Consider the following 18,745-nt stretch of genomic DNA (forward strand, 5'->3'; position numbering starts at 1 on the left):
CGCCCGCCGGCGCCCTGGCGCCGTCCACGCGGGTCTGCCCCTCCCCCCGGATCCGCGTTGCCCCACCGCTCTCTCCCCCTCGACACCTCGCCGGCGGCTCCGGTCGATGGCGTGGGTCGGGGGTCTCCTTTCGCAACAAGCCGATTCCCGCCATCCCATGATGATCCGACCGACTGCCCTGAGCGCTGCCTTGTGGCTGGCGCTGCCGATGGCCGCGCATGCCGCCGCCGATGCCGCCACTTCCTCTGCCAACGACGCGCGCGAGTTCGACCGCGTGCAGGTCACCGCCACGCGCACCGAGCGCGCGCTGAGCGACGTGGCGGCCACCGTCGATGTGATCGACCGTGAGCAGCTGGACAATCACCTGGTGCAGAACATCAAGGATCTGGTGCGCTACGAGCCGGGCGTGTCGGTCACCAGCAGCCCGGCGCGCTTCGGGCTGGGCGGGTTCCGCATCCGTGGCCTGGACGGCAACCGCGTGCTGATCCAGACCGACGGCATCGCCATGCCCAAGGCGTTCGACATCGGCAGCTTCGCCGACGCCAACCGCAACTTCACCGATCTGGACACCCTCAAGCGGGTGGAGATCGTGCGCGGCCCGGCCAGCTCGCTGTATGGCTCGGACGCCCTCGGCGGCGTGGTTGCCTTCGTCACCAAGGATCCGGCCGATTACCTCAAGGACGGAAAGAACAGCTACGTCGGGCTGAAGTTCGGCTACGACGGCGATTGGCAGGGCCTGCTCGGCAGCGTCACCACCGCGTTCGGCGGCGACCGCTGGAGCGGCATGGTCAACGTCAACCACCGCCAGGGCCAGGAAACCCAGAGCAACGGCGACATCCGCAGCAGCGACCGCACCCGCACCGCGGCCAACCCGCAGGACCGCGACGGCCGCAGCGTGCTGAGCAAGCTGGTGTATGCCCCCAGCGATACCCAGCGCTTCAAGCTCACGGTGGAAGGCAACGAAGACAGCGTGGATACCAACGTGCTGTCGGCGATCGACCACACCACCACCACCGGCATGAAGGCCCGCGACCACCAGACCCGCGCACGCGTGTCGTTCCGCCACGAACTGGATGATGTCGGCATGGGCTTCGCCGACAGCCTGTCCTGGCAGGTCTACCGCCAGGACAGCGAGACCACCCAGCGCACCGACGAAAGCCGCGCCAACCGCACCACGCGCCACCGTGAGTTCAATTTCGACCAGCGCGTCTACGGCCTGCAGGCGGTGTTCCACAAGGGCCTGGAAACCGGCACGGTCGAGCATGCGCTGACCTATGGCTTCGACGGTGCCTGGACCGAAACGCGCCAGAAGCGCGACGGCTACCAGGTGCTTGCCAACGGTGCCATCAGCACCACGATCCTGCCCGATGCGTTCCCGGTGCGCGACTTCCCGATCAGCAAGACCACCGAGCTGGGCCTGTATGCGCAGGACGAAATGCGCTTTGCCGACGGCCGCTTCTCGCTGGTGCCGGGCGTGCGCGTGGACCACTACGAACTGCGTCCGGAAGTGGACGGCATCTTCGGCGCCGACAACCCCGGCATGGCCGTCTCCAGCCTGACCAAGACCAGCGTGTCGCCCAAGCTGGGCATGGTCTGGCGGTTTGCCGACCAGTGGTCGCTGTTCGCCGGCTATGCGCACGGCTTCCGTTCGCCGCCGTACAACGACGTCAACCTCGGTTTCACCAACGTGATGTTCGGCTACACCGCCATTCCCAATCCGGACCTCAAGCCGGAAACCAGCGATGGCCTGGAGCTGGGCGTGCGCTTCCTGAGCCCGGCCGCCTACGTCAGCGTGAGCGGCTACTACAACGACTACAAGGACTTCATCGAGTCCCAGCGCCAGGTCGGCATCAATCCCCAGGGCCTGATCGTGTTCCAGTCGCAGAACGTGGCCGATGCGGAAATCTACGGTGCCGAGCTGAAGGCCGGCGTTGATTTCGGCGAGCTGAGCCCGGCGCTGGCCGGCTGGTCGCTCAACAGCTCGGTGGCCTGGTCGCGCGGCCAGAACAAGACCGAAGACGTGCCGCTGGAATCGATCGACCCGCTGCGCGCCACCGTCGGCATCGCCTTCGACCGCGACACCTGGGGCGTGGAGCTGGCCGGTACCTTCGCCAAGCGCAAGGATCGCCTGCCGCCTGCGGTCGGCACCGTCGCACCGTTCGCTCCTGCCGGTTACGGCGTGGTCGACCTGATGGCGCACTGGGACTTCGCTCCCGGGGCCAAGCTCAACGTCGGCGTGTTCAACCTGGGCGACCGCACCTACATCGACTATTCGGGCATCACCACGGCGTTGGCGACCAACAGCACGGTGATCGATCGTTTCAGCAACCCCGGCCGCACCGTGTCGGCCAGCCTTGCCGTGAGCTGGTAGCCGCCATGAGCCGAGCCCTGTCCGCCTTCCGTCCCCTGGCCCACGCACTGCCTGCCACGGCCTTGCCCACCCCCGGACAACTCGCGGCACTGGGCACGGTACTGTGCCTGTACCGGCCTGACAGCAGCGAGCTGGGCGGCTGGAAGCGGGCCGTCTCCGCCCATGCCTGCCAGGGCATGGACAGCGAAGGCATCCGCGAAAGCCTGTGCTTTGCCGACGCCCGCGGCCGGTGCTGCTGGCGCCTGTATCTGCTGCCCGACAGCGACTACCTGGCCTGGGACCGGCTGGTCAGCGCCTTCCCGGCACGGCCCGAGCCGGTCAGCGATGGCGGCGTGGCCGAGCGCCTGTGGCGGCGGCTGGCCGTCCGCCTTGGCGGCGAGCCGTGGCGCATGTGCGCCCTGCGCCTGCACGCTGCCGAGGATGGCCACGGGCTGGCGGCGAGCCTGGCACCGCTGTCGGCGCTGGGTGCGGGCATCGCCCGCCATATCGCCGATGTCGAAGGCGCCGAAGGCGAGCTGTGGGTCGACGACTGCTGCTGCGCCACGGCCGCGCGCCACGGGCCGCCGGCCGATCCCGCCGATCCGCCGGTGATCCGGTTGTAATCCACCTTGCAAGCCACTCCAGAAGGGACCTTCAGATGAAATTCCAGACAGCCAGTGCGTGGCTGCTGCTCGCCAGCAGCGGTGTCGTCCACGCCCAGCCCTCCGACCTTCAGCGCGACCACGACAGCATCCTGGCGATGAAGGGCGAATACATCGTCGACTTCGCCTTCGATGAAACCGTGCTGCTCAAGCCCGGCTACGAGCGCGCCCCGGCCGTGCGCAGCGGTGGCAACGAAGTGGTGATCGTGGTCGAAGACTCGCCCCGGCGCATCGTGCTGCAGCACCTGCTGGTGGACGGCAAGAGCGGCCATGTGACCAAGCACTGGCGGCAGGACTGGGTGTACGAAGCGCCGAACCGTTTCGAGTTCAGCGCCGACCAGACCTGGCAGGTGCGCACGATTCCTGCCGCGGTCAACGCCGGTGCATGGACGCAGTGTGTCTATGAAGTCAGCGATGCGCCGCGCTACTGCGGCACCGGCAAGTGGGCCTACGACAATGGCGTGGCCACCTGGACCAGCGACCTGAGCTGGCGCCCGCTGCCGCGCCGCGAGTACACCCGTCGCAGCGACTACAACGCGCTGGCGGTGATCAACCGCCACACGCTGACGCCGAACGGCTGGACGCACGAGCAGTTCAACACCAAGATCCTGCGCGGTGCCGATGGCAGCCAGCAGGAGATCGCGCGCGAGTTTGGTTTCAACGATTACAACAGGACCACCGAGGTCGACTTCAAGCCGGCCTACGACTACTGGACCGCGACGGCGGGTTACTGGGCCAAGGTGCGCGAGCGCTGGAACGGCTTCCTCGGCCAGGCCCCGGGCGTGCACCTGAAGACCAAGCTGGACGGCATGGCGATGATCATCCCGCTGTTCACCCAGGCGCAGGACATCCAGGACGGCAAGAAGGTGAAGGACGCCGAGATCGACAAGGTGTTCAAGCAGTGGGTCGAAAAGGCCCCGGCCGAGACCGCACGCTGAGCCTTGCCCGGCCGATGCACGCGCTGCGCGCAGCACCCCCGTAGAGCCGAGCTCTGCTCGGCTGCTCTACGTTCCGGCAGCGATATCCCAAGCGCGCTTCGCGCGCAGCCGGGCAGAGCCCGGCTCTACAGTTCGGCGGGCGACACCCCCACGCGCGCTGCGCGCGCAGCCGGGCAGAGCCCGGCTCTACGCAGCGCCGCTGCACGCGCGAAGCGGACCAGAACCGCTCGCGGCAGCCCCGTAGAGCCGAGCTCTGCTCGGCTGCTCTACGTTCCGCCACCGATATCCCAAGCGCGCTTCGCGCGCAGCCGGGCAGAGCCCGGCTCTACATTCCGCAAGCGATACCCCACGCGCGCTGCGCGCGCAGCCGGGCAGAGCCCGGCTCTACGGTTCGGCGGGCGACACCCCCGTGCGCGCAGCCGCACAGCCGGGCGATACCCGCCGCTTTACTCCTTGAACATCAGCAGCGCGGCGATCACGATCAGGCAGAACGCGGCATAGTGGTTCCACTTCAACGGCTGCTCCAGGTACACCGCCGAGAACACCGCGAATACCACCAGCGTGATCACTTCCTGCATGCCCTTGAGCTGGGGCGCCGAATACACCGCGCTGCCAAGCCGGTTGCCCGGCACCTGCAGGCAGTACTCGAAGAACGCGATGCCCCAGCTGACCAGGATCACCGTCATCAGCGGCGCGCTCTTGTATTTCAGGTGCCCGTACCAGGCGAAGGTCATGAAGATGTTGCTGCCCAGCAGCAGCAACACGGGGTACAGATAGGCGGTGAACGACGTGCCGGGCATCCGGGCGATCTCTGGGGACAGGGGCGCGCAGGATACCGGGCACCACGGCAGCAGCGTGTCAGCATGCTGCCGCGGCGCCGGTCCGCCCGTCAGGCCTCGCGCAATGCCAGTGCCGGCGGCGTGCGCAGGATGCGTCGTGTGCCCAGCCAGCCCGAGGCCATGCTCAACACCACGCCCAGCGCGCCACCGAGCAGCAGCGGCCCCCACGGCGGGCTCAGCTGCAGCTCGAACACCTGCCGTGCCACCACGCTGCCCAGCACCGCCGCCGTGCCCACGGCCAGCAGCGCTGACAGCAGCCCCAGCAGGCCGAACTCCACCAGCACCGCCCCGCGCAGCTGCGTGCGCGTCGCGCCCAGCGTACGCAGCACCGCGCTGTCATAGCGGCGCTCGCCCGCCGTGGCCTGCAGCGCCGCCAGCAGCACCAGCAGGCCGGCCAGCAGGCTGAAGCCCATCACCAGCTGCACGGCCTGGGTGACCCGGTCGACCACCTCGCGCACGCGCTCGAGGATGCCGTCGATGTCCAGCAGCGAGATGTTGGGATGCTCCCGCGTCAGCCCCGCCAGCGCCGGCGCCTGCGTGCGCGGCAGATGGAACGCGGTGATCAGGTTGTACGGTGCATCGCCCACCGCGCCTTCGTTGAGCAGCAGGAAGAAATTGACCCGGAACGAATCCCAGTCCGCCTTGCGGATGCTGGTGATGGTGAACCGGCGCTCCTGGTCGCCCATCTGCAGCGTCACCGTGTCGCCCAGTTTCATCCCGTAGCGCTCGGCCCACCCCTGTTCGATCGACGCCTCGGGTGCCGTACTGCCAGCGGCCCAGAAGCGGCCCTCCAGCAGCTGGTTGGCCGGCGGGAAATCGTGGCGCCAGGAGAAATTGACCGGCCGGTTGGCATCGTCGTCGTCGTTGCTGTTGTCCTCGCGCTGCTGCCGCTGCGGCGGACGGTCGTTGACCGCCAGCAGGCGCCCGGTGCTGAACGGCTCGATGCCCGGCGCCGCCACCCCCAGGCCCTGCAGCGTCGCCAGCACCGCCTCGCGCTGCTCCGGCTGGATGTTCATCAGGAAGTAGTTCGGCGTATCGCTGGGCAGGCGGTCGCGCCACTGCGCCAGCAGGCCGGGGCCCACCACCGACAACAGCAGCAACGCGCACAGCGACAGCGACAGACCCACCAGCTGCATCACCGCCAGCCCGCGGCGCCGCGTCAGCGCCGCCACGCCCAGCTTCCAGCGCCCGCGCAGGCGGCCCTGCAGGCCGCGCAGCAGCCACAGCAGCAGCGCACCTGCGCCCCCGGCAAGCGCGGCCAATGCCGCCAGCCCGCCCAGGACCCAGGCGGCCAGACGCACATCGCCGGTGGCCTGCACGGTCAGCGCCACCGTGGCGGCCAGCGCGGCCAGATAGACCAGTACCGAGCTGGGCGGCAGCGCGGCAAAACTGCGGTTGAGCACGCGCATCGGCGGCACCCGGCGCAGCCGCAGCAGCGGCGGCAGGCCGAAGCCGAGCAGCAGCACCAGGCCGATGCCGGCGCCGCTCAGGGCCGGCGTTGCCTGCGGCAGCGGCAGGCGGTTGGGCACCAGCCCGCCCAGTGCCTGCACCAGCCCGGCCTGTGCGGCCAGCCCCAGACCAATGCCGACCAGGCAGGCCGGCACGGCCAGCATCACCAGCTGCAGCGCCATCGCGGCCAGGATGTCGCGCTGGCGGGCGCCCAGGCAACGCAGGATGGCCACCTGGTCGATCCGGCGCATCGCAAAGCGGTTGGCCGCCAGTGCCGTGGCCACGCCGGCCAGCAGCACGGCCAGCAGCGCGGCCAGCGACAGGAAGCGGCCCGCCAGGTCGAACGCCCCGCGAACGCCGCGCTGGGTATCGGCGATACCGACAATGCGATAGCCCTTGGCCTGCGGCGCCAGCCACGCACGGAAGTCGGCGATGGCTGCCGGCGGGCCGGCGAACATCATCCGGTAGGAGGCGCGGCTGCCCGGGCCGAGCAGGCCGGCGCGGTCCACATCGACGCGGTTGACCAGCAGCGGCGGCGACAGCTGCATCAGCTCGCCGGAGGTATCCGGCTCGGCCTGCAGCACGCGGGTCACCGTGAGGGTCCCGGCACCGAACTCCAGCGCGTCGCCGATCGTCAGCCCCAGTGCCTGCATCAGCCGTGGATCGGCGTAGGCCTCGCCCGGCGCCGGCGTCCCGGCGGTCTCGCTGGCGGCATCGTGCAGGGCGCGGCCGACGCGCAGCTCACCGCGCAGCGGATAGCCCGCGCTGACGGCCTTGATGTTGGCCATCTGGCTGTCTTCGCCGTGGAACAGCACGCTGGGGAAACTGACCATGCGGGTACTGGCCAGCCCGCGCGCGCGCGCGGCATCGGCAAACCGCGCGGGCACGTCCTCGCGTGCGCTCAGGCCGAGGTCGCCCCCCAGCATTTCGGCAGCACTGCTGGTCAGCGCCAGGGTGACCCGGTTGACCAGGGTGCCGACCGCGGTCATGACCGCCACGCCCAGCACCAGTGCGGCGAAGACGGTCAGCAGGTCGCCGGCGAGAAACTCACGGCGCAGCGCACGCGCGGCATGGCGGACGATGTTCATGCCGGCGTGCCGGCGACGGCGTCGACCAGACGGCCACCGTCCAGGCGGTAGATGCGCTCGCAGCGCTGGGCCAGGCGCAGGTCGTGGGTGACCAGCACCAGCGTGGTGTCGCTGCTGGCGTTGAGCGCGAACAGCAGGTCGCTGATCTGCTGCCCGGTGGCCTGATCCAGGCTGCCGGTGGGCTCATCGGCGAACAGGATGCGCGGACGCGCGACGAACGCGCGCGCCAGCGCCACGCGCTGCTGTTCGCCGCCGGAGAGCTGGCGCGGGTAGTGGCGCGCACGGTGGCTGAGGCCGACCTGCTCGAGCACCTCGCGCACCCGCGCCGCATCCTCGCGCCCGGCCAGCTCCAGCGGCAGGGCGATGTTCTCTTCGGCGGTCAGCGCCGGCAGCAGGTGGAAGCTCTGGAACACGAAGCCGACCTCGCGCGCGCGCAGCTGCGCGCGGGCTTCTTCGTCCAGCGTGTCCAGCGCTTCCCCGGCCAGGGCGATGCGGCCACGGCTGGGCAGGTCCAGGCCGGCGAGCAGGCCGAGCAGGGTGGTCTTGCCGGAACCTGAAGCGCCGACGATCGCCACGCTCTCGCCTTCATGGACGGTCATGCCGATGTTGTCCAGTATGTGGACTTCACCCTCCGGGCCACGGGCGGATTTGCCCACATCGTGGGCGGAAATGGCGACGGGCGCGCTGCGGGGGGACAGGCTGTCGATGAGGATTCTCCAATGTACCGAGCGAAATGGAAGCGGCATCAGGCCGGGTGGATCGTGGTGCTGGCAGCATTGCTGTGGTGGCCGCTGCTGGCGTGTGCCAAAGGTCCGGAACCCCGCCACGCGGTGCTGGTGGTCGGGGACAGCCTCAGTGCCGCCCACAATATCCCGGCGGCCTCGGGCTGGGTGAACCTGCTTCAGCAGCGGGTCAACCAGCAGATCAAGCCGCCGCCGGCGATCATCAATGCCAGCATCAGCGGCGAAACCTCCTCCGGTGCGCTGACCCGGCTGCCGGGCCTGCTGCAGAAGCACCGGCCCTCGGTGGTGGTGATCGAACTGGGCGGCAACGATGCCCTGCGCGGGCTGACCCCCGCCCAGCTGCGCGGCAACCTGGAAAAGATGATCCTGGCCAGCCAGGCGGCGGGGGCCAAGGTGCTGCTGCTGGGCATCGACGTGCCGCCCAACTACGGCCCGGCCTACCGCCAGCGGCTCAAGCAGGTCTATGCCGATCTGGCGCGGGAGCACAAGGTCGCGCTCCTGCCGTTCCTGCTGGAAGGGGTGGCGCTGCAGCCCGGATCGATGCAGGCCGACGGCCTGCATCCCACCGCCGCCGCGCAACCACGGGTGCTGGACAACGTCTGGCCCCTGCTGAGACCCCTGCTCTGATTGTGTCGTGACCGGCTTCACACGGCGTCCACTGCCCATGCGGCATGTTTCACAAAGCTGAAGAAAGAGGGACTCTCATGCGTCAGACAAAGGAAACCTCCGGCCTGGTGCTGGTGGTCGAAGACAACCGCAACATCTCCGAGATGATCGGTGAATACCTGGAAGGCCGCGGCTTTGAGGTCGACTACGCCCAGGACGGGCTGGACGGCTATCGCCTGGCAGCGGAAAACAGCTACGACGTGGTCGTGCTGGACCTGATGCTGCCGCGCCTGGACGGCATCGAAGTCTGCCGCCGGCTGCGCAACGACGCCCGCAAGTCCACCCCGGTCCTGATGCTCACCGCGCGCGATACGCTCGATGACAAGCTGACCGGCCTGGGCTTCGGCGCCGACGATTACCTGACCAAGCCCTTCGCCATCCAGGAACTGGAAGCGCGTCTGCGCGCCCTGATCCGCCGCGAGCGTCGCCAGGTGGGCTCGGAAGTGCTGAAGGTCGCCGACCTGGTGCTCGATCCGGTCAGCATGCGTGCCACGCGTGCGGGCACCGAGCTGCAGCTGTCGCCGATCGGCCTGCGTCTGCTCACGATCCTGATGCGCGAATCGCCCCGTGTGGTGACGCGCCAGGAAATCGAGCGCGAGATCTGGGGCAATGGCCTGCCGGACTCGGACACCCTGCGCAGCCATCTGTACAACCTGCGCAAGATCATCGACAAGCCGTTCGACCGCCCGCTGCTGCACACGGTGCAGAGCGCGGGCTACCGCATTGCCGATATCGCCCAGCCGATGAGCTGAGCGCAGCGCGTGATGCGGGTATGACCGAGTGGGCCCCCCGGGGCCCCGGGACCTGCGACGACCTGGCACCCGCCCGGTCGTTCCGGTTCTTTGCACGATGGAATCACGGCGCGCTTTCCTATAATCGCGGCGAACCGCCCTGGACCCCGTAATGCCGCACGGTCTGCCGCGCAAGATACGTATCGTCTTCATCCTCCAAGCCGTGCTGGCCAGCCTGGGCATCCTGCTGGGCGCGTGGCTGGTGTCGCTGGTGATCAAGCACAGCCTGGTCAGCAGCGCGCTGCGCGAGGAGGCCGCCTATTTCTGGCAGCTGCATGACGCTTCGCCGGCCCAGCCGCCGCCGAACACGCAGAACATCCGCGGTTACCTGCTGGAGGCCGGACAATCGAGCCTGAGCCTGCCGGCCAACCTGCGCACGCTGGGGCCCGGCTTCCACGAGCTGAAGGACGACGACCAGTTGGTGCTGGTGGATGCGCGCGAGGAGGGCCAGCTGTACCTGGTGTTCCTGCGTTCGCGTGCGGAGATGCTGGCGTTCTGGTTCGGCATCGTGCCGGTGCTGCTCACGCTGCTGGCCGTATATGGGGCCTCCTGGATCACCTACCGCGCCTCCAAACGCCTGGTGTCGCCGGTGAACTGGCTGGCGCGGCGGGTGTCGCGCTGGGACCCGGGCCATCCCGAGGCGGCCGATCTGGCGGCGGACAAGCTGCCGGCGGACATGCAGGGCGAGACCCGGCAGTTGGCCGCCGCGCTGCATTCGCTGGCCACGCGGGTCAGCGCGCACGTGGCGCGCGAGCGCAACTTCACCCGCGATGCCAGCCACGAACTGCGCACGCCGCTCACCGTGATCCGCGTGGCCAGCGACATGGCCCTGGGCGATGCGGAGATGACACCGCGCCTGCGCCGGGGCCTGCAGCGCATCCAGCGCGCGGGGCGCGACATGGAAGCGGTGATCGACGCGTTCCTGATCCTGGCGCGCGAAGCGGACGTGGAGCCGCAGGTGGAGCTGTTCGACGTCAACGACATCGTGCGCTACGAGGTGGACAACGCACGCGAACTGCTGGCCGGGCGGCCGGTGGAGATCCACATGCACAGTGCCGGCCCGGTGCACCTGCACGCGCCGCCGCGGGTACTGCAGGTGGTGGTCAGCAATCTGCTGCGCAACGCCTGCAGCTACACCGACGAAGGCAGCATCGAGGTGGACGTGGCACAGGACCGCGTGGTGGTGCGCGATACCGGCATCGGCATGTCGGCCGATGCCCTGGCCCGCGCGTTCGAGCCGTTCTACCGCGCCGATCCGACCCGCCCGCAGGGCACGGGGCTGGGTCTGTCGATCGTGCGTCGCCTGTGTGACCGGTTCGGCTGGAAGATCACCCTGACCAGCGAACCCGGCGTCGGCACCCAGGCGACGATCGTGTTCCGCTGAGAGCTCCGGTGGGTGTCGACCATTGGTCGGCACGCTTCCGGTTTGCCTGAGCGCACAACATCACTCCGCTAGTTCACACACGCTTGACCTTGGCAGGTGTCGCGTAGCTAGCCGACGATATGTCTAGAAGCCGAGAGTTAAGTGGGTGCCCACTCATCGATCGGCGCGAGCCTAAATCTGGCGCCTGAACCTTTCTCTTGCCGCTATAAAAATGCGCGCGCTACGGTCATGTGAACTGGATGCAGGGTGAGATCCGCGCGAGATCAATTCAGAAGATCTGTTTTGACAACTGAGTGCTCTGGTTTGCCAGCAGCGCTTGGATGAGTCGGTGGTCATTCTCGACTCGGCAGTTCATGCAAATTTTCTATGGGGCGGAATAATGCAGATTGGTGCTCAGTAACTCAATGGCTGTAGGCGGTAGGCTCGTCGTGCGAGTTTAGTGGTTCGCGATTGGTGTTTTACAGTTCACTCAATATCCTTGGAGGTTGTCCGTGAAAGCAATTTTGTTTGCTGTAACTTCTGCAGCTATGTTGATTGTTGCGCCTGGTGTATATGCCGCCTCATCCAGTGTAAGCGCTGCGGGCGGTACTCTACGGGTACAGGGGGGCGGTGCTCCTTTTCCAGGCGTCATGAAGACAATTATGGAGCGTCGAAAGATTGGGGGGGCAGGGGGGGATCTGTTTAGTGAGAATTCGGTCTATCAGGGCGGGGGAGATTGGCCTGAGGGTGGTTTACATGCCAATCTTGGCATCATCGCTTACCATCCATTTGATGGTGGAGTCCCCCTATATCAATGCATAGTTAAATCACCCAAGCCCTGGAACTTCTTTACATCGCTTGATGAGGGCTGCGAGGGGCAGTCAAGGCCTAATAGTCGGAGAATTATTGGTTACGTATATTTACATCAGTATGGAAATACTGTCCCTCTGTATCGCTGTCGTCAGGATTTTCAGGGGAGGTCCGATCATTTTGATAGTGCATTTTCGAACTGCGAGGGATGGGGTAATGCCATTAATGAGGGCGTCTTGGGCTACATGCTCCCATATTAGCAATTAGTTATATCTCGTGGTCTCTGTAGGTTGGCGTTCTGGTTTTTGAAGGGTGTGGGTTCCCTGGGGGGGGCATGCGGAGCGCCAGTGTTGATTTTTGGCGCGTTGTTGATCGGTCAGAACATTGATGTTGTTAGCGTTCCGTGCCCCGTCATTTGCAAACCACCTTCGGCGCCAATGCCTCGCGCCAGATCGCATAGCCGTCCGGGGTCATGTGCAGCATGTCCTCGCGGAACAGCGCCGCGCGCGGCTGGCCGTCGGCGCCGAGCATCGGCGTGTAGATGTCCGTGTAGCCGGTGTTGGGCAGCGTCGCCAACGCCTGCTGGATCAGCCCATTGGCCTCCACCACGGCCGGCAGCAGCTGCGCGCGCGACGGGCTGGGCTTGATCGAAATCACCTCCACCGTCGTCTTCGGCAGGTCGCGGTGCACGCGCTGCACGAACGCCACCACGTCGTCGCGCACCTGGGCCGGGCTGCGGCCGCTGTTGAGGTCGTTGTCGCCGGCGTAGAAGAACACCTTGCAGGGCGCATAGGGCGTAACGATCCGGCCGGCGTACCAGGTGCTGTCGCGCACTTCGGACCCGCCGAAGCCCCGGTTGAACACCTTCTGGCCCGGGAAGTCGCTGGCCAGGGTGTCCCACATGCGGATCGAGGAGCTGCCGATGAACTCGATCCCGCCGCGCGGCGGCGGATTGACCCGGTCGGCCGCGGCGAACTGGTCCATGTCACCGGCCCAGGCCACGTTCGAGACCTGCGCGGGGATCTGCGGCGCGGCCGGCGGGACGGGGCTGCGGGCCAGCGCGGGCAGGGCACAGGCCAGGGCCAGGGCGAGCAGCAGGGGGCGGCGGTGCGTCATCGGTAACTCCATTCAGGCGTGGCGTTCATCATAAAAGCTGCCCCGGGTTTCGGTGGTGCCCCATCGGGCCATTCAGGGGCCTGCGTCCGTGCCGGCAACGGGCTTGTGGCAAAATGACGGATTGCCTGCCCATTCAGCGATGCCCATGACTGCCTGCCGTGTGCTGTTTCCGTCGTTCCGGCCCACCCCGCGCAGCGGAGCCCGCCGCCGTGGCTGACGAAATGGGGCACATGCCACGCGGTCCCCGTCGCATCTTCAAGGCCGCGGTGTGGTCCTGGCAGGGGCTGCGGGCGGCGTGGCTGCATGAGTCCTCGTTCCGCCTGGAGGTCTACCTGCTGGTCGTGCTGGCACCGCTGGCGCTGTGGCTGGGGCAGACCCCGGTCGAGCGCGCGCTGATGATCGGCTCGATGCTGCTGGTGCTGGCGATGGAACTGGCCAATTCGGCCATCGAAGCGGTGATCGAACGTTACGGCAGCGAGTTCCACGAGCTGGCCGGGCGCGCCAAGGACATGGGGTCGGCCGCGGTCTTCGTGCTGATGATGAATGTCCTGGTGTGCTGGGGCCTGATCCTGGTACCGCACTTTTTCTGACGCGTCTGCGCGCGTCATCCCCCCTGTAAGGATGGAAGTCCATGTTCCTTGAGTTGTTGTCCGACCCCAATGTCTGGTTGACCCTGCTGACCCTGAGCGCGCTGGAAATCGTGCTCGGCATCGACAACCTGGTGTTCATCTCGATCGCCGTGAGCAAGCTGCCGGAAGCGCGCCGCCCGTTCGCGCGCAAGCTCGGCATCGCGGTGGCCTGCATCACCCGCATCCTGCTGCTGGTCTCGCTGGCCTACCTGGCGCACATGCAGGCCAACCTGTTCACCGTGGCCGGCATGGGCATCTCCATCCGCGACCTGGTCCTGATCGTGGGCGGCCTGTTCCTGATCATCAAGGGCGGCATGGAAATCCGCGAACTCATCACCGGCGGCGAAGACGAGGATCCCACCACGACCAAGGCCTCGGCCGTGTTCGGCATGGTGATCGCGCAGATCGCCATCATTGACATCGTGTTCTCGCTGGATTCGGTCATCACCGCCGTCGGCATCGCCGAGCACGTGCCGGTGATGGTTGCCGCGATCCTGCTCTCGGTGGCCGTGATGCTGCTGGCGGCCAACCCGCTGGGCCGCTTCATCGACGCCAATCCCACCGTGAAGATGCTGGCCCTGGCCTTCATCCTGCTGATCGGTGCGGTGCTGATCCTGGACGGCCTGGAAGTGCACGTGCCCAAGCCCTACATCTACGCCGCGATGGGCTTCTCGGTGCTGGTGGAATGGCTGAACCTGCTGATGCGCCGCCGCGCCGTGGCCCACAACGTGCCGGGCGCCGGCCAGTGGTGAGGGCCCGGTCGGTCTGCCGTGTCGCCATTGGCTGAACACGCCGCGCCGACCGCGTTCGTGGCATGCTCCGGACTCCCGTCATCGAGATCCGGAGCCGGCCATGCGATCGTTCTCCCGACTGCTGTTCCTGGCCGTGCTGGCCTCCCTGCTGTCCGGCTGCGGCTACAACGCCATCCAGCAGAAGGATGAGCAGGTCAAGGCCGGCTGGGCCGAAGTGCTCAACCAGTACAAGCGCCGCGCCGACCTGATCCCCAACCTGGTGCAGACCGTGGAAGGCTATGCCAACCAGGAGCGCCAGGTCCTTACCGATGTCACCAATGCCCGCGCCCGCGTGGGCCAGGTCAACGTCAACGCCGACGATGCCGCCTCGCTCAAGCAGTTCCAGCAGGCGCAGGGTGAACTCAGCGGCGCGCTGTCGCGGCTGCTGGTGGTCACCGAGAACTACCCGAACCTGAAGTCCGACCAGGGCTTCCGCGATCTGCAGGCGCAGCTGGAAGGCACCGAAAACCGCATCACGGTGGCGCGCGGCCGCTACATCCAGATGGTGCAGGACTACAACACCTTCATCCGCCAGTTCCCGCAGGTGATCACCGCCAAGATCTTCGGCTATGCGACCAAGCCGAACTTCACCGTGGACAACGAGGCGCAGATTTCCCAGCCGCCGGCGGTCAAGTTCGGCTCGCAGGCGCCTGCTCCGGCCCCGGCGCCGGCCCCCGCGCCGCAGACCCCGCAGCCGGCGCACTGAGCCCGTGACCGCGCGCCTGCTGCGCTGCCTGCTGCTGCTCGCCCTGTGCCTGGCACCGGCGGCGTGGGCCCAGCAGGCGGCGATCCCGCCGCTGACCTCGCCGGTGGTGGACACCACCGGTACCCTGGATGCCGCGCAGACGCAGGCGCTGGAAGCCCAGGCGCTGGCGCTGCAGCAGCGCAAGGGCAGCCAGCTGCAGATCCTGATGGTGCCCAGCACCCAGCCCGAGTCGATCGAGCAGTACACCCAGCGCGTGTTCGAGCAGTGGCAGATCGGCCGCAAGGGCGTGGACGACGGCGTGCTGCTGGTGGTGGCCAAGGATGACCGCCGCGTGCGCATCGAGCCCGGCTACGGCTTGGAGGGCGCCATTCCCGATGCCATCGCCAACCGCGTGATCCAGGAATACCTCGCCCCGCAGTTCCGGACCGGCGACTACGCCGGCGGTCTGTCGGCGGCGACCGGCGCACTGGTCACGCTGATCGACGGCGAGGAACTGCCGGCACCGGTCAGCGACCACCGCGCCACCCGCAATCCCGACAGCGACGGCTGGACCTTCGCGCTGGTGATCGGCTTCTTCGTCGGCAGTGTCCTGCGCGCCCTGCTGGGCTGGCTGCCGCGTCCGTTGCGCGGGCTGGTGGGCGGCGGCGGGGCAGCCGTGGCCGCGTTCCTGTTCACCTCGCTGTGGCTGGCCAGCGGCCTGGCCGGCCTGATCGCACTGTTCATCGGCCTGTCCTCGGGCAAGGTCGGCCGCTTCGCCCGCAGTGGTGGCTGGGGCGGGGGCGGTGGCTTCGGCGGTGGTGGCTGGGGCGGCGGAGGCGGCTTCGGTGGCGGTGGCGGCTGGGGCGGTGGCGGTGGACGTTCGGGAGGCGGTGGCGCCTCGGGAGGCTGGTGATGCGCTGGTGGCGACACCTTTTCTCGCCGTCGGTACGGCGTGCCTTTCCGCCGGCCCGTCTGCAGGCGATCACCGATGCCATCGCGGCCGGTGAGCAACGCCACGGCGGCCAGGTGATGTTCGCGGTGGAAGCAGACCTGCCGCTGGCGGCCCTGTGGCACCGGGTCAGCCCGCGCCAGCGCGCCGAGGAGGCCTTCGCCCAGCTGCGTACCTGGGATACCGAACACAACAACGGCGTGCTGGTGTACCTGCTGCTGGCCGACCACGCGATCGAAGTGGTGGCCGACCGTGGCCTGCGCGGGCGGATCGGTCAGGCCCAGTGGCAGGCGATCTGCGCGCACATGCAGGAACGTCTGCGCCAGGGCGACCTGCAGGACGCGGTGTTGCAGGCCATCAACGAGGTGTCCGACCTGCTGGCCGGGCACTATCCGCCCGGCACCGGGTCCAAGGATGACGGTCTGCCCAACACCCCCCAACTGCTCGGTTGAGGTAGCGCGGCCGTACCCCGAGAATAGCCGCTTACCTGCAAGGCATCGCCCATGATCTATTTCCACGACATCGACCCCATCGCCATCTCGCTTGGGCCGGTCAAAGTGCACTGGTACGGCATCATGTACCTGCTCGGCTTCATGGCGGCCTGGTGGCTGGGGCGTCGCCGGATCGCGGCCGGGCGCCTGCCGGGGGTGAATGCCGACGGCTTCTCCGACCTGCTGTTCTACGCCATGCTCGGCGTGGTGGTGGGCGGGCGCGTGGGCTACATGCTGTTCTATGCGCTGGGCGACTTCCTGCACAACCCGCTGCTGCTGTTCAAGGTGTGGGATGGCGGCATGAGCTTCCACGGCGGCCTGCTGGGCGTGCTGTTCGCTGCCTGGTGGTGGTCGCGCAAGCATCGCCTGCACCTGTTCGACACCATCGATTTCATGGCGCCGCTGGTGCCGCTGGGCCTGGGCTTCGGCCGCATCGGCAACTTCATCGGCGCCGAACTGTGGGGCAAGTACACCGACGGGACCTGGGGCGTGGTGTTCCCCAGCGGTCTGCCGGCGCCGTTGAACGCGCTCGATGCCGCCACCCTCAAGGCGCAGTTCGCCACCGGCGCGCTCAATCAGTACGCCCGCCATCCGTCGCAGTTGTATGAAGCCCTGCTGGAAGGCCTGGTGATGTTCGTGGTGCTGTGGGCGGTGTCGGCCAAGCCGCGCCATCGCTACGTGATCGCCGGTCTGTTCGCGCTGATGTATGGCATCTTCCGGTTTGCGGTGGAGTTCGTGCGCATGCCGGACAACGGCGTGTACCTCGCCTTCGACTGGTTCACCCGTGGCCAGCTGCTGAGCCTGCCGCTGGTGGTGTTCGGCCTGGTGCTGCTGGTGCTGTCGCGCCGCGCGCCGGTCCTGCAGCCGCAGCTGCCGGCGGCGCCGGCGGGAGCGAAGGCATGAAGCCGTATCTGGACCTGCTGCAGCACGTGCTGGAGCACGGTGCGGAGAAATCCGACCGCACCGGTACCGGCACGCGCAGCGTGTTCGGCTGGCAGATGCGCTTCAACCTGGCCGATGGCTTCCCGCTGGTCACCACCAAGAAGCTGCACCTGCGCTCGATCATCCACGAGCTGCTGTGGTTCCTGAAGGGCGATACCAACATCGGCTATCTCAAGGACAACCAGGTGCGGATCTGGGACGAGTGGGCCGATGCGAACGGCGACCTCGGCCCGGTGTACGGCAAGCAGTGGCGCAGCTGGGCCACCGCCGACGGCGGTTCGATCGACCAGATGCAGTGGCTGGTGGACGAGATCAAGCGCAACCCGGATTCGCGGCGGCTGGTGGTAAGCGCCTGGAACGTGGGTGAACTGTCGCAGATGGCGCTGATGCCGTGCCACAACCTGTTCCAGTTCTACGTGATCGACGGCAAGCTCAGCTGCCAGCTGTACCAGCGCAGCGGCGACATCTTCCTCGGCGTGCCGTTCAACATCGCCAGCTACGCGCTGCTTACGCACATGGTCGCCCAGGCCACCGGGCTCGGTGTGGGCGATTTCGTCCACACGCTGGGCGATGCGCACCTGTACTCCAACCACATCGAGCAGGCCCGCGAACAGCTGGCGCGCACGCCGCGCGCGCTGCCCACGCTGTGGTTGAACCCGCAGGTCACCGACCTGTTCGGCTTCCAGTTCGACGACATCCGCATCGACGGCTACGATCCGCACCCGGCAATCAAGGCGCCGGTCGCGGTCTGAGCGGTGCCGGGGGCACAGCCTGAGGCTCGCCCCGGGCGCGCGGGCTGGTGTAGGGTGGCCGGTCCTGGAGATGGACATGGACGGTCAAGGATGCAGGTGACACATCGGAGGTGGCGGGCCGTGGCGGCCCTCGTATGCGGCGCGCTGGCAGTGCCTGCGCTGGCCGGGCCGGGCGAGGAAGCGCTGTCGCTGGCGCAGCGGCTCAATCGCGACGTGCTGGGGGTCTACACCGGCGCCCTGCTGGACGACATCGAGGCGTCGATCCTGGAGAACTTCACCGAGGACGAGCCCGACGGCCTGCCCGGGGCCTGCCGGCGCGACGCCGAGGCGGCACTGGCGCCGATCGCGGCGGAGTACATCGCGCCGTTGCGTCCGGCCATGCAGGAAGGCGGGCATCAGGCCCAGGTCGAGCAGGTGGTGGCGTCGGCGTTTTCGCTGGACCAGCTGCGCACGCTCAACGGCCGTATCGGCCATGTACCCCCGCTCGAACTGGGGGCGGCGATGCTCGACAACCCGGCCCTGTCCGACGCCATCGATGGGCGCATTGAACTGCTGCAGGCGCGCCGCGAGGAAGACGCGGACTACGTCGCCGGCTTCGACCGCCAGCTCGCCGCGATCCGCGCCGAGCGCGCGCGCTGCGCCGGCCGGTAGAGCCGACCGTTGGTCGGCTGCTCTCTGTTTCGTTACCGAT

At 67.8% G+C, this 18,745-nt stretch carries 18 protein-coding genes; 14 read left to right on the plus strand and 4 right to left on the minus strand.

Annotation, left to right across the window (positions count from 1 at the left end; translation table 11 throughout):
• The first annotated feature begins 160 nt into the window (after nucleotides 1-160).
• The 3 genes from ACLB90_RS13245 to ACLB90_RS13255 are packed head-to-tail and all read left to right on the plus strand — an operon-like array spanning nucleotide 161 to nucleotide 3,950.
• A complete protein-coding gene (locus ACLB90_RS13245; protein ID WP_411849934.1) occupies nucleotides 161-2,371 on the plus strand; it encodes a TonB-dependent hemoglobin/transferrin/lactoferrin family receptor in 2,211 nt (736 codons plus the stop codon).
• Nucleotides 2,372-2,376: 5 nt separating this feature from the next.
• Nucleotides 2,377-2,973 (plus strand): Hemin transport protein, encoded by a 597-nt coding sequence (locus ACLB90_RS13250; RefSeq protein ID WP_411849935.1) that lies wholly within the window; start codon nucleotides 2,377-2,379, stop codon nucleotides 2,971-2,973.
• Between the two features lie 35 nt (nucleotides 2,974-3,008).
• Entirely contained in the window at nucleotides 3,009-3,950 is a 942-nt protein-coding gene (locus tag ACLB90_RS13255; protein WP_411849936.1) for a DUF6607 family protein, read from the plus strand.
• Between the two features lie 446 nt (nucleotides 3,951-4,396).
• Here ACLB90_RS13255 and ACLB90_RS13260 read toward each other — a convergent pair whose 3' ends face one another.
• From ACLB90_RS13260 to ACLB90_RS13270, 3 genes are all read right to left on the minus strand, one after another.
• Nucleotides 4,397-4,750 (minus strand): DMT family protein, encoded by a 354-nt coding sequence (locus ACLB90_RS13260; RefSeq protein ID WP_136003706.1) that lies wholly within the window; start codon nucleotides 4,748-4,750, stop codon nucleotides 4,397-4,399.
• Between the two features lie 89 nt (nucleotides 4,751-4,839).
• Entirely contained in the window at nucleotides 4,840-7,326 is a 2,487-nt protein-coding gene (locus ACLB90_RS13265; protein WP_411849937.1) for an ABC transporter permease, read from the minus strand.
• Nucleotides 7,323-7,925, minus strand: a complete 603-nt coding sequence (locus ACLB90_RS13270) for an ABC transporter ATP-binding protein (protein ID WP_411849938.1) — start codon at nucleotides 7,923-7,925, stop codon at nucleotides 7,323-7,325. Before ACLB90_RS13270 ends, ACLB90_RS13265 begins: the two co-directional genes overlap by 4 nt.
• Before the next feature lie 120 nt (nucleotides 7,926-8,045).
• Here ACLB90_RS13270 and ACLB90_RS13275 point away from each other — a divergent pair, with 120 nt between their 5' ends.
• The 3 genes from ACLB90_RS13275 to ACLB90_RS13285 all read left to right on the plus strand — a co-directional run bounded on the left by ACLB90_RS13275 (nucleotide 8,046) and on the right by ACLB90_RS13285 (nucleotide 10,910).
• The gene (locus ACLB90_RS13275; RefSeq protein WP_411849939.1) at nucleotides 8,046-8,696 is read left to right on the plus strand and encodes an arylesterase; all 651 of its coding nucleotides are present in this window, start codon (nucleotides 8,046-8,048) and stop codon (nucleotides 8,694-8,696) included.
• 77 nt (nucleotides 8,697-8,773) lie between these two features.
• On the plus strand, nucleotides 8,774-9,487 hold the full coding sequence (locus ACLB90_RS13280; protein ID WP_019182442.1) for a response regulator transcription factor: 714 nt from the start codon (nucleotides 8,774-8,776) through the stop codon (nucleotides 9,485-9,487).
• Between the two features lie 151 nt (nucleotides 9,488-9,638).
• The gene (locus ACLB90_RS13285) at nucleotides 9,639-10,910 is read left to right on the plus strand and encodes a sensor histidine kinase (RefSeq protein ID WP_411849940.1); all 1,272 of its coding nucleotides are present in this window, start codon (nucleotides 9,639-9,641) and stop codon (nucleotides 10,908-10,910) included.
• Nucleotides 10,911-12,110: 1,200 nt separating this feature from the next.
• On the opposite strand, the gene ACLB90_RS13290 is transcribed toward ACLB90_RS13285, so the two are convergent.
• The gene (locus ACLB90_RS13290; RefSeq protein ID WP_411849941.1) at nucleotides 12,111-12,815 is read right to left on the minus strand and encodes an SGNH/GDSL hydrolase family protein; all 705 of its coding nucleotides are present in this window, start codon (nucleotides 12,813-12,815) and stop codon (nucleotides 12,111-12,113) included.
• 209 nt (nucleotides 12,816-13,024) lie between these two features.
• Here ACLB90_RS13290 and ACLB90_RS13295 point away from each other — a divergent pair, with 209 nt between their 5' ends.
• From ACLB90_RS13295 to ACLB90_RS13330, 8 genes are all read left to right on the plus strand, one after another.
• Nucleotides 13,025-13,405 (plus strand): diacylglycerol kinase, encoded by a 381-nt coding sequence (locus tag ACLB90_RS13295; protein WP_153164889.1) that lies wholly within the window; start codon nucleotides 13,025-13,027, stop codon nucleotides 13,403-13,405.
• Nucleotides 13,406-13,446: 41 nt separating this feature from the next.
• A complete protein-coding gene (locus tag ACLB90_RS13300; protein ID WP_411849942.1) occupies nucleotides 13,447-14,196 on the plus strand; it encodes a TerC family protein in 750 nt (249 codons plus the stop codon).
• A 100-nt stretch (nucleotides 14,197-14,296) separates the two neighbouring features.
• Nucleotides 14,297-14,941, plus strand: a complete 645-nt coding sequence (locus tag ACLB90_RS13305; RefSeq protein WP_411849943.1) for a LemA family protein — start codon at nucleotides 14,297-14,299, stop codon at nucleotides 14,939-14,941.
• A 4-nt stretch (nucleotides 14,942-14,945) separates the two neighbouring features.
• Nucleotides 14,946-15,833, plus strand: a complete 888-nt coding sequence (locus ACLB90_RS13310) for a TPM domain-containing protein (protein WP_411849944.1) — start codon at nucleotides 14,946-14,948, stop codon at nucleotides 15,831-15,833.
• Nucleotides 15,833-16,321 (plus strand): TPM domain-containing protein, encoded by a 489-nt coding sequence (locus ACLB90_RS13315; protein ID WP_411849945.1) that lies wholly within the window; start codon nucleotides 15,833-15,835, stop codon nucleotides 16,319-16,321. Before ACLB90_RS13310 ends, ACLB90_RS13315 begins: the two co-directional genes overlap by 1 nt.
• Nucleotides 16,322-16,372: 51 nt before the next feature.
• Nucleotides 16,373-17,263: a prolipoprotein diacylglyceryl transferase gene (gene lgt / locus ACLB90_RS13320; RefSeq protein WP_411849946.1), complete on the plus strand. Its 891-nt coding sequence runs from the start codon at nucleotides 16,373-16,375 to the stop codon at nucleotides 17,261-17,263.
• A complete protein-coding gene (locus ACLB90_RS13325) occupies nucleotides 17,260-18,054 on the plus strand; it encodes a thymidylate synthase (RefSeq protein WP_411849947.1) in 795 nt (264 codons plus the stop codon). Before lgt ends, ACLB90_RS13325 begins: the two co-directional genes overlap by 4 nt.
• A gap of 120 nt (nucleotides 18,055-18,174) precedes the next feature.
• Nucleotides 18,175-18,705 carry a hypothetical protein gene (locus tag ACLB90_RS13330; protein WP_411849948.1) on the plus strand — a complete coding sequence of 177 codons (531 nt, stop codon included), beginning with the start codon at nucleotides 18,175-18,177 and terminating at the stop codon, nucleotides 18,703-18,705.
• Nucleotides 18,706-18,745: the final 40 nt, after the last annotated feature.

Origin of the sequence: Stenotrophomonas sp. LGBM10, assembly GCF_046736075.1 — a bacterium.
GTDB lineage: Bacteria > Pseudomonadota > Gammaproteobacteria > Xanthomonadales > Xanthomonadaceae > Stenotrophomonas.

What these genes read in the sequence shown, in the direction of transcription:
- ACLB90_RS13245 (WP_411849934.1), top strand. Translation starts at nt 161, where the DNA reads ATGATCCGACCGACTGCCCTGAGCGCTGCCTTGTGGCTGGCGCTGCCG.
- ACLB90_RS13250 (WP_411849935.1), top strand. Translation starts at nt 2,377, where the DNA reads ATGAGCCGAGCCCTGTCCGCCTTCCGTCCCCTGGCCCACGCACTGCCT.
- ACLB90_RS13255 (WP_411849936.1), top strand. Translation starts at nt 3,009, where the DNA reads ATGAAATTCCAGACAGCCAGTGCGTGGCTGCTGCTCGCCAGCAGCGGT.
- ACLB90_RS13260 (WP_136003706.1), bottom strand. Translation starts at nt 4,750, where the DNA reads ATGCCCGGCACGTCGTTCACCGCCTATCTGTACCCCGTGTTGCTGCTG.
- ACLB90_RS13265 (WP_411849937.1), bottom strand. Translation starts at nt 7,326, where the DNA reads ATGAACATCGTCCGCCATGCCGCGCGTGCGCTGCGCCGTGAGTTTCTC.
- ACLB90_RS13270 (WP_411849938.1), bottom strand. Translation starts at nt 7,925, where the DNA reads ATGACCGTCCATGAAGGCGAGAGCGTGGCGATCGTCGGCGCTTCAGGT.
- ACLB90_RS13275 (WP_411849939.1), top strand. Translation starts at nt 8,046, where the DNA reads ATGTACCGAGCGAAATGGAAGCGGCATCAGGCCGGGTGGATCGTGGTG.
- ACLB90_RS13280 (WP_019182442.1), top strand. Translation starts at nt 8,774, where the DNA reads ATGCGTCAGACAAAGGAAACCTCCGGCCTGGTGCTGGTGGTCGAAGAC.
- ACLB90_RS13285 (WP_411849940.1), top strand. Translation starts at nt 9,639, where the DNA reads ATGCCGCACGGTCTGCCGCGCAAGATACGTATCGTCTTCATCCTCCAA.
- ACLB90_RS13290 (WP_411849941.1), bottom strand. Translation starts at nt 12,815, where the DNA reads ATGACGCACCGCCGCCCCCTGCTGCTCGCCCTGGCCCTGGCCTGTGCC.
- ACLB90_RS13300 (WP_411849942.1), top strand. Translation starts at nt 13,447, where the DNA reads ATGTTCCTTGAGTTGTTGTCCGACCCCAATGTCTGGTTGACCCTGCTG.
- ACLB90_RS13305 (WP_411849943.1), top strand. Translation starts at nt 14,297, where the DNA reads ATGCGATCGTTCTCCCGACTGCTGTTCCTGGCCGTGCTGGCCTCCCTG.
- ACLB90_RS13315 (WP_411849945.1), top strand. Translation starts at nt 15,833, where the DNA reads ATGCGCTGGTGGCGACACCTTTTCTCGCCGTCGGTACGGCGTGCCTTT.
- lgt (WP_411849946.1), top strand. Translation starts at nt 16,373, where the DNA reads ATGATCTATTTCCACGACATCGACCCCATCGCCATCTCGCTTGGGCCG.
- ACLB90_RS13325 (WP_411849947.1), top strand. Translation starts at nt 17,260, where the DNA reads ATGAAGCCGTATCTGGACCTGCTGCAGCACGTGCTGGAGCACGGTGCG.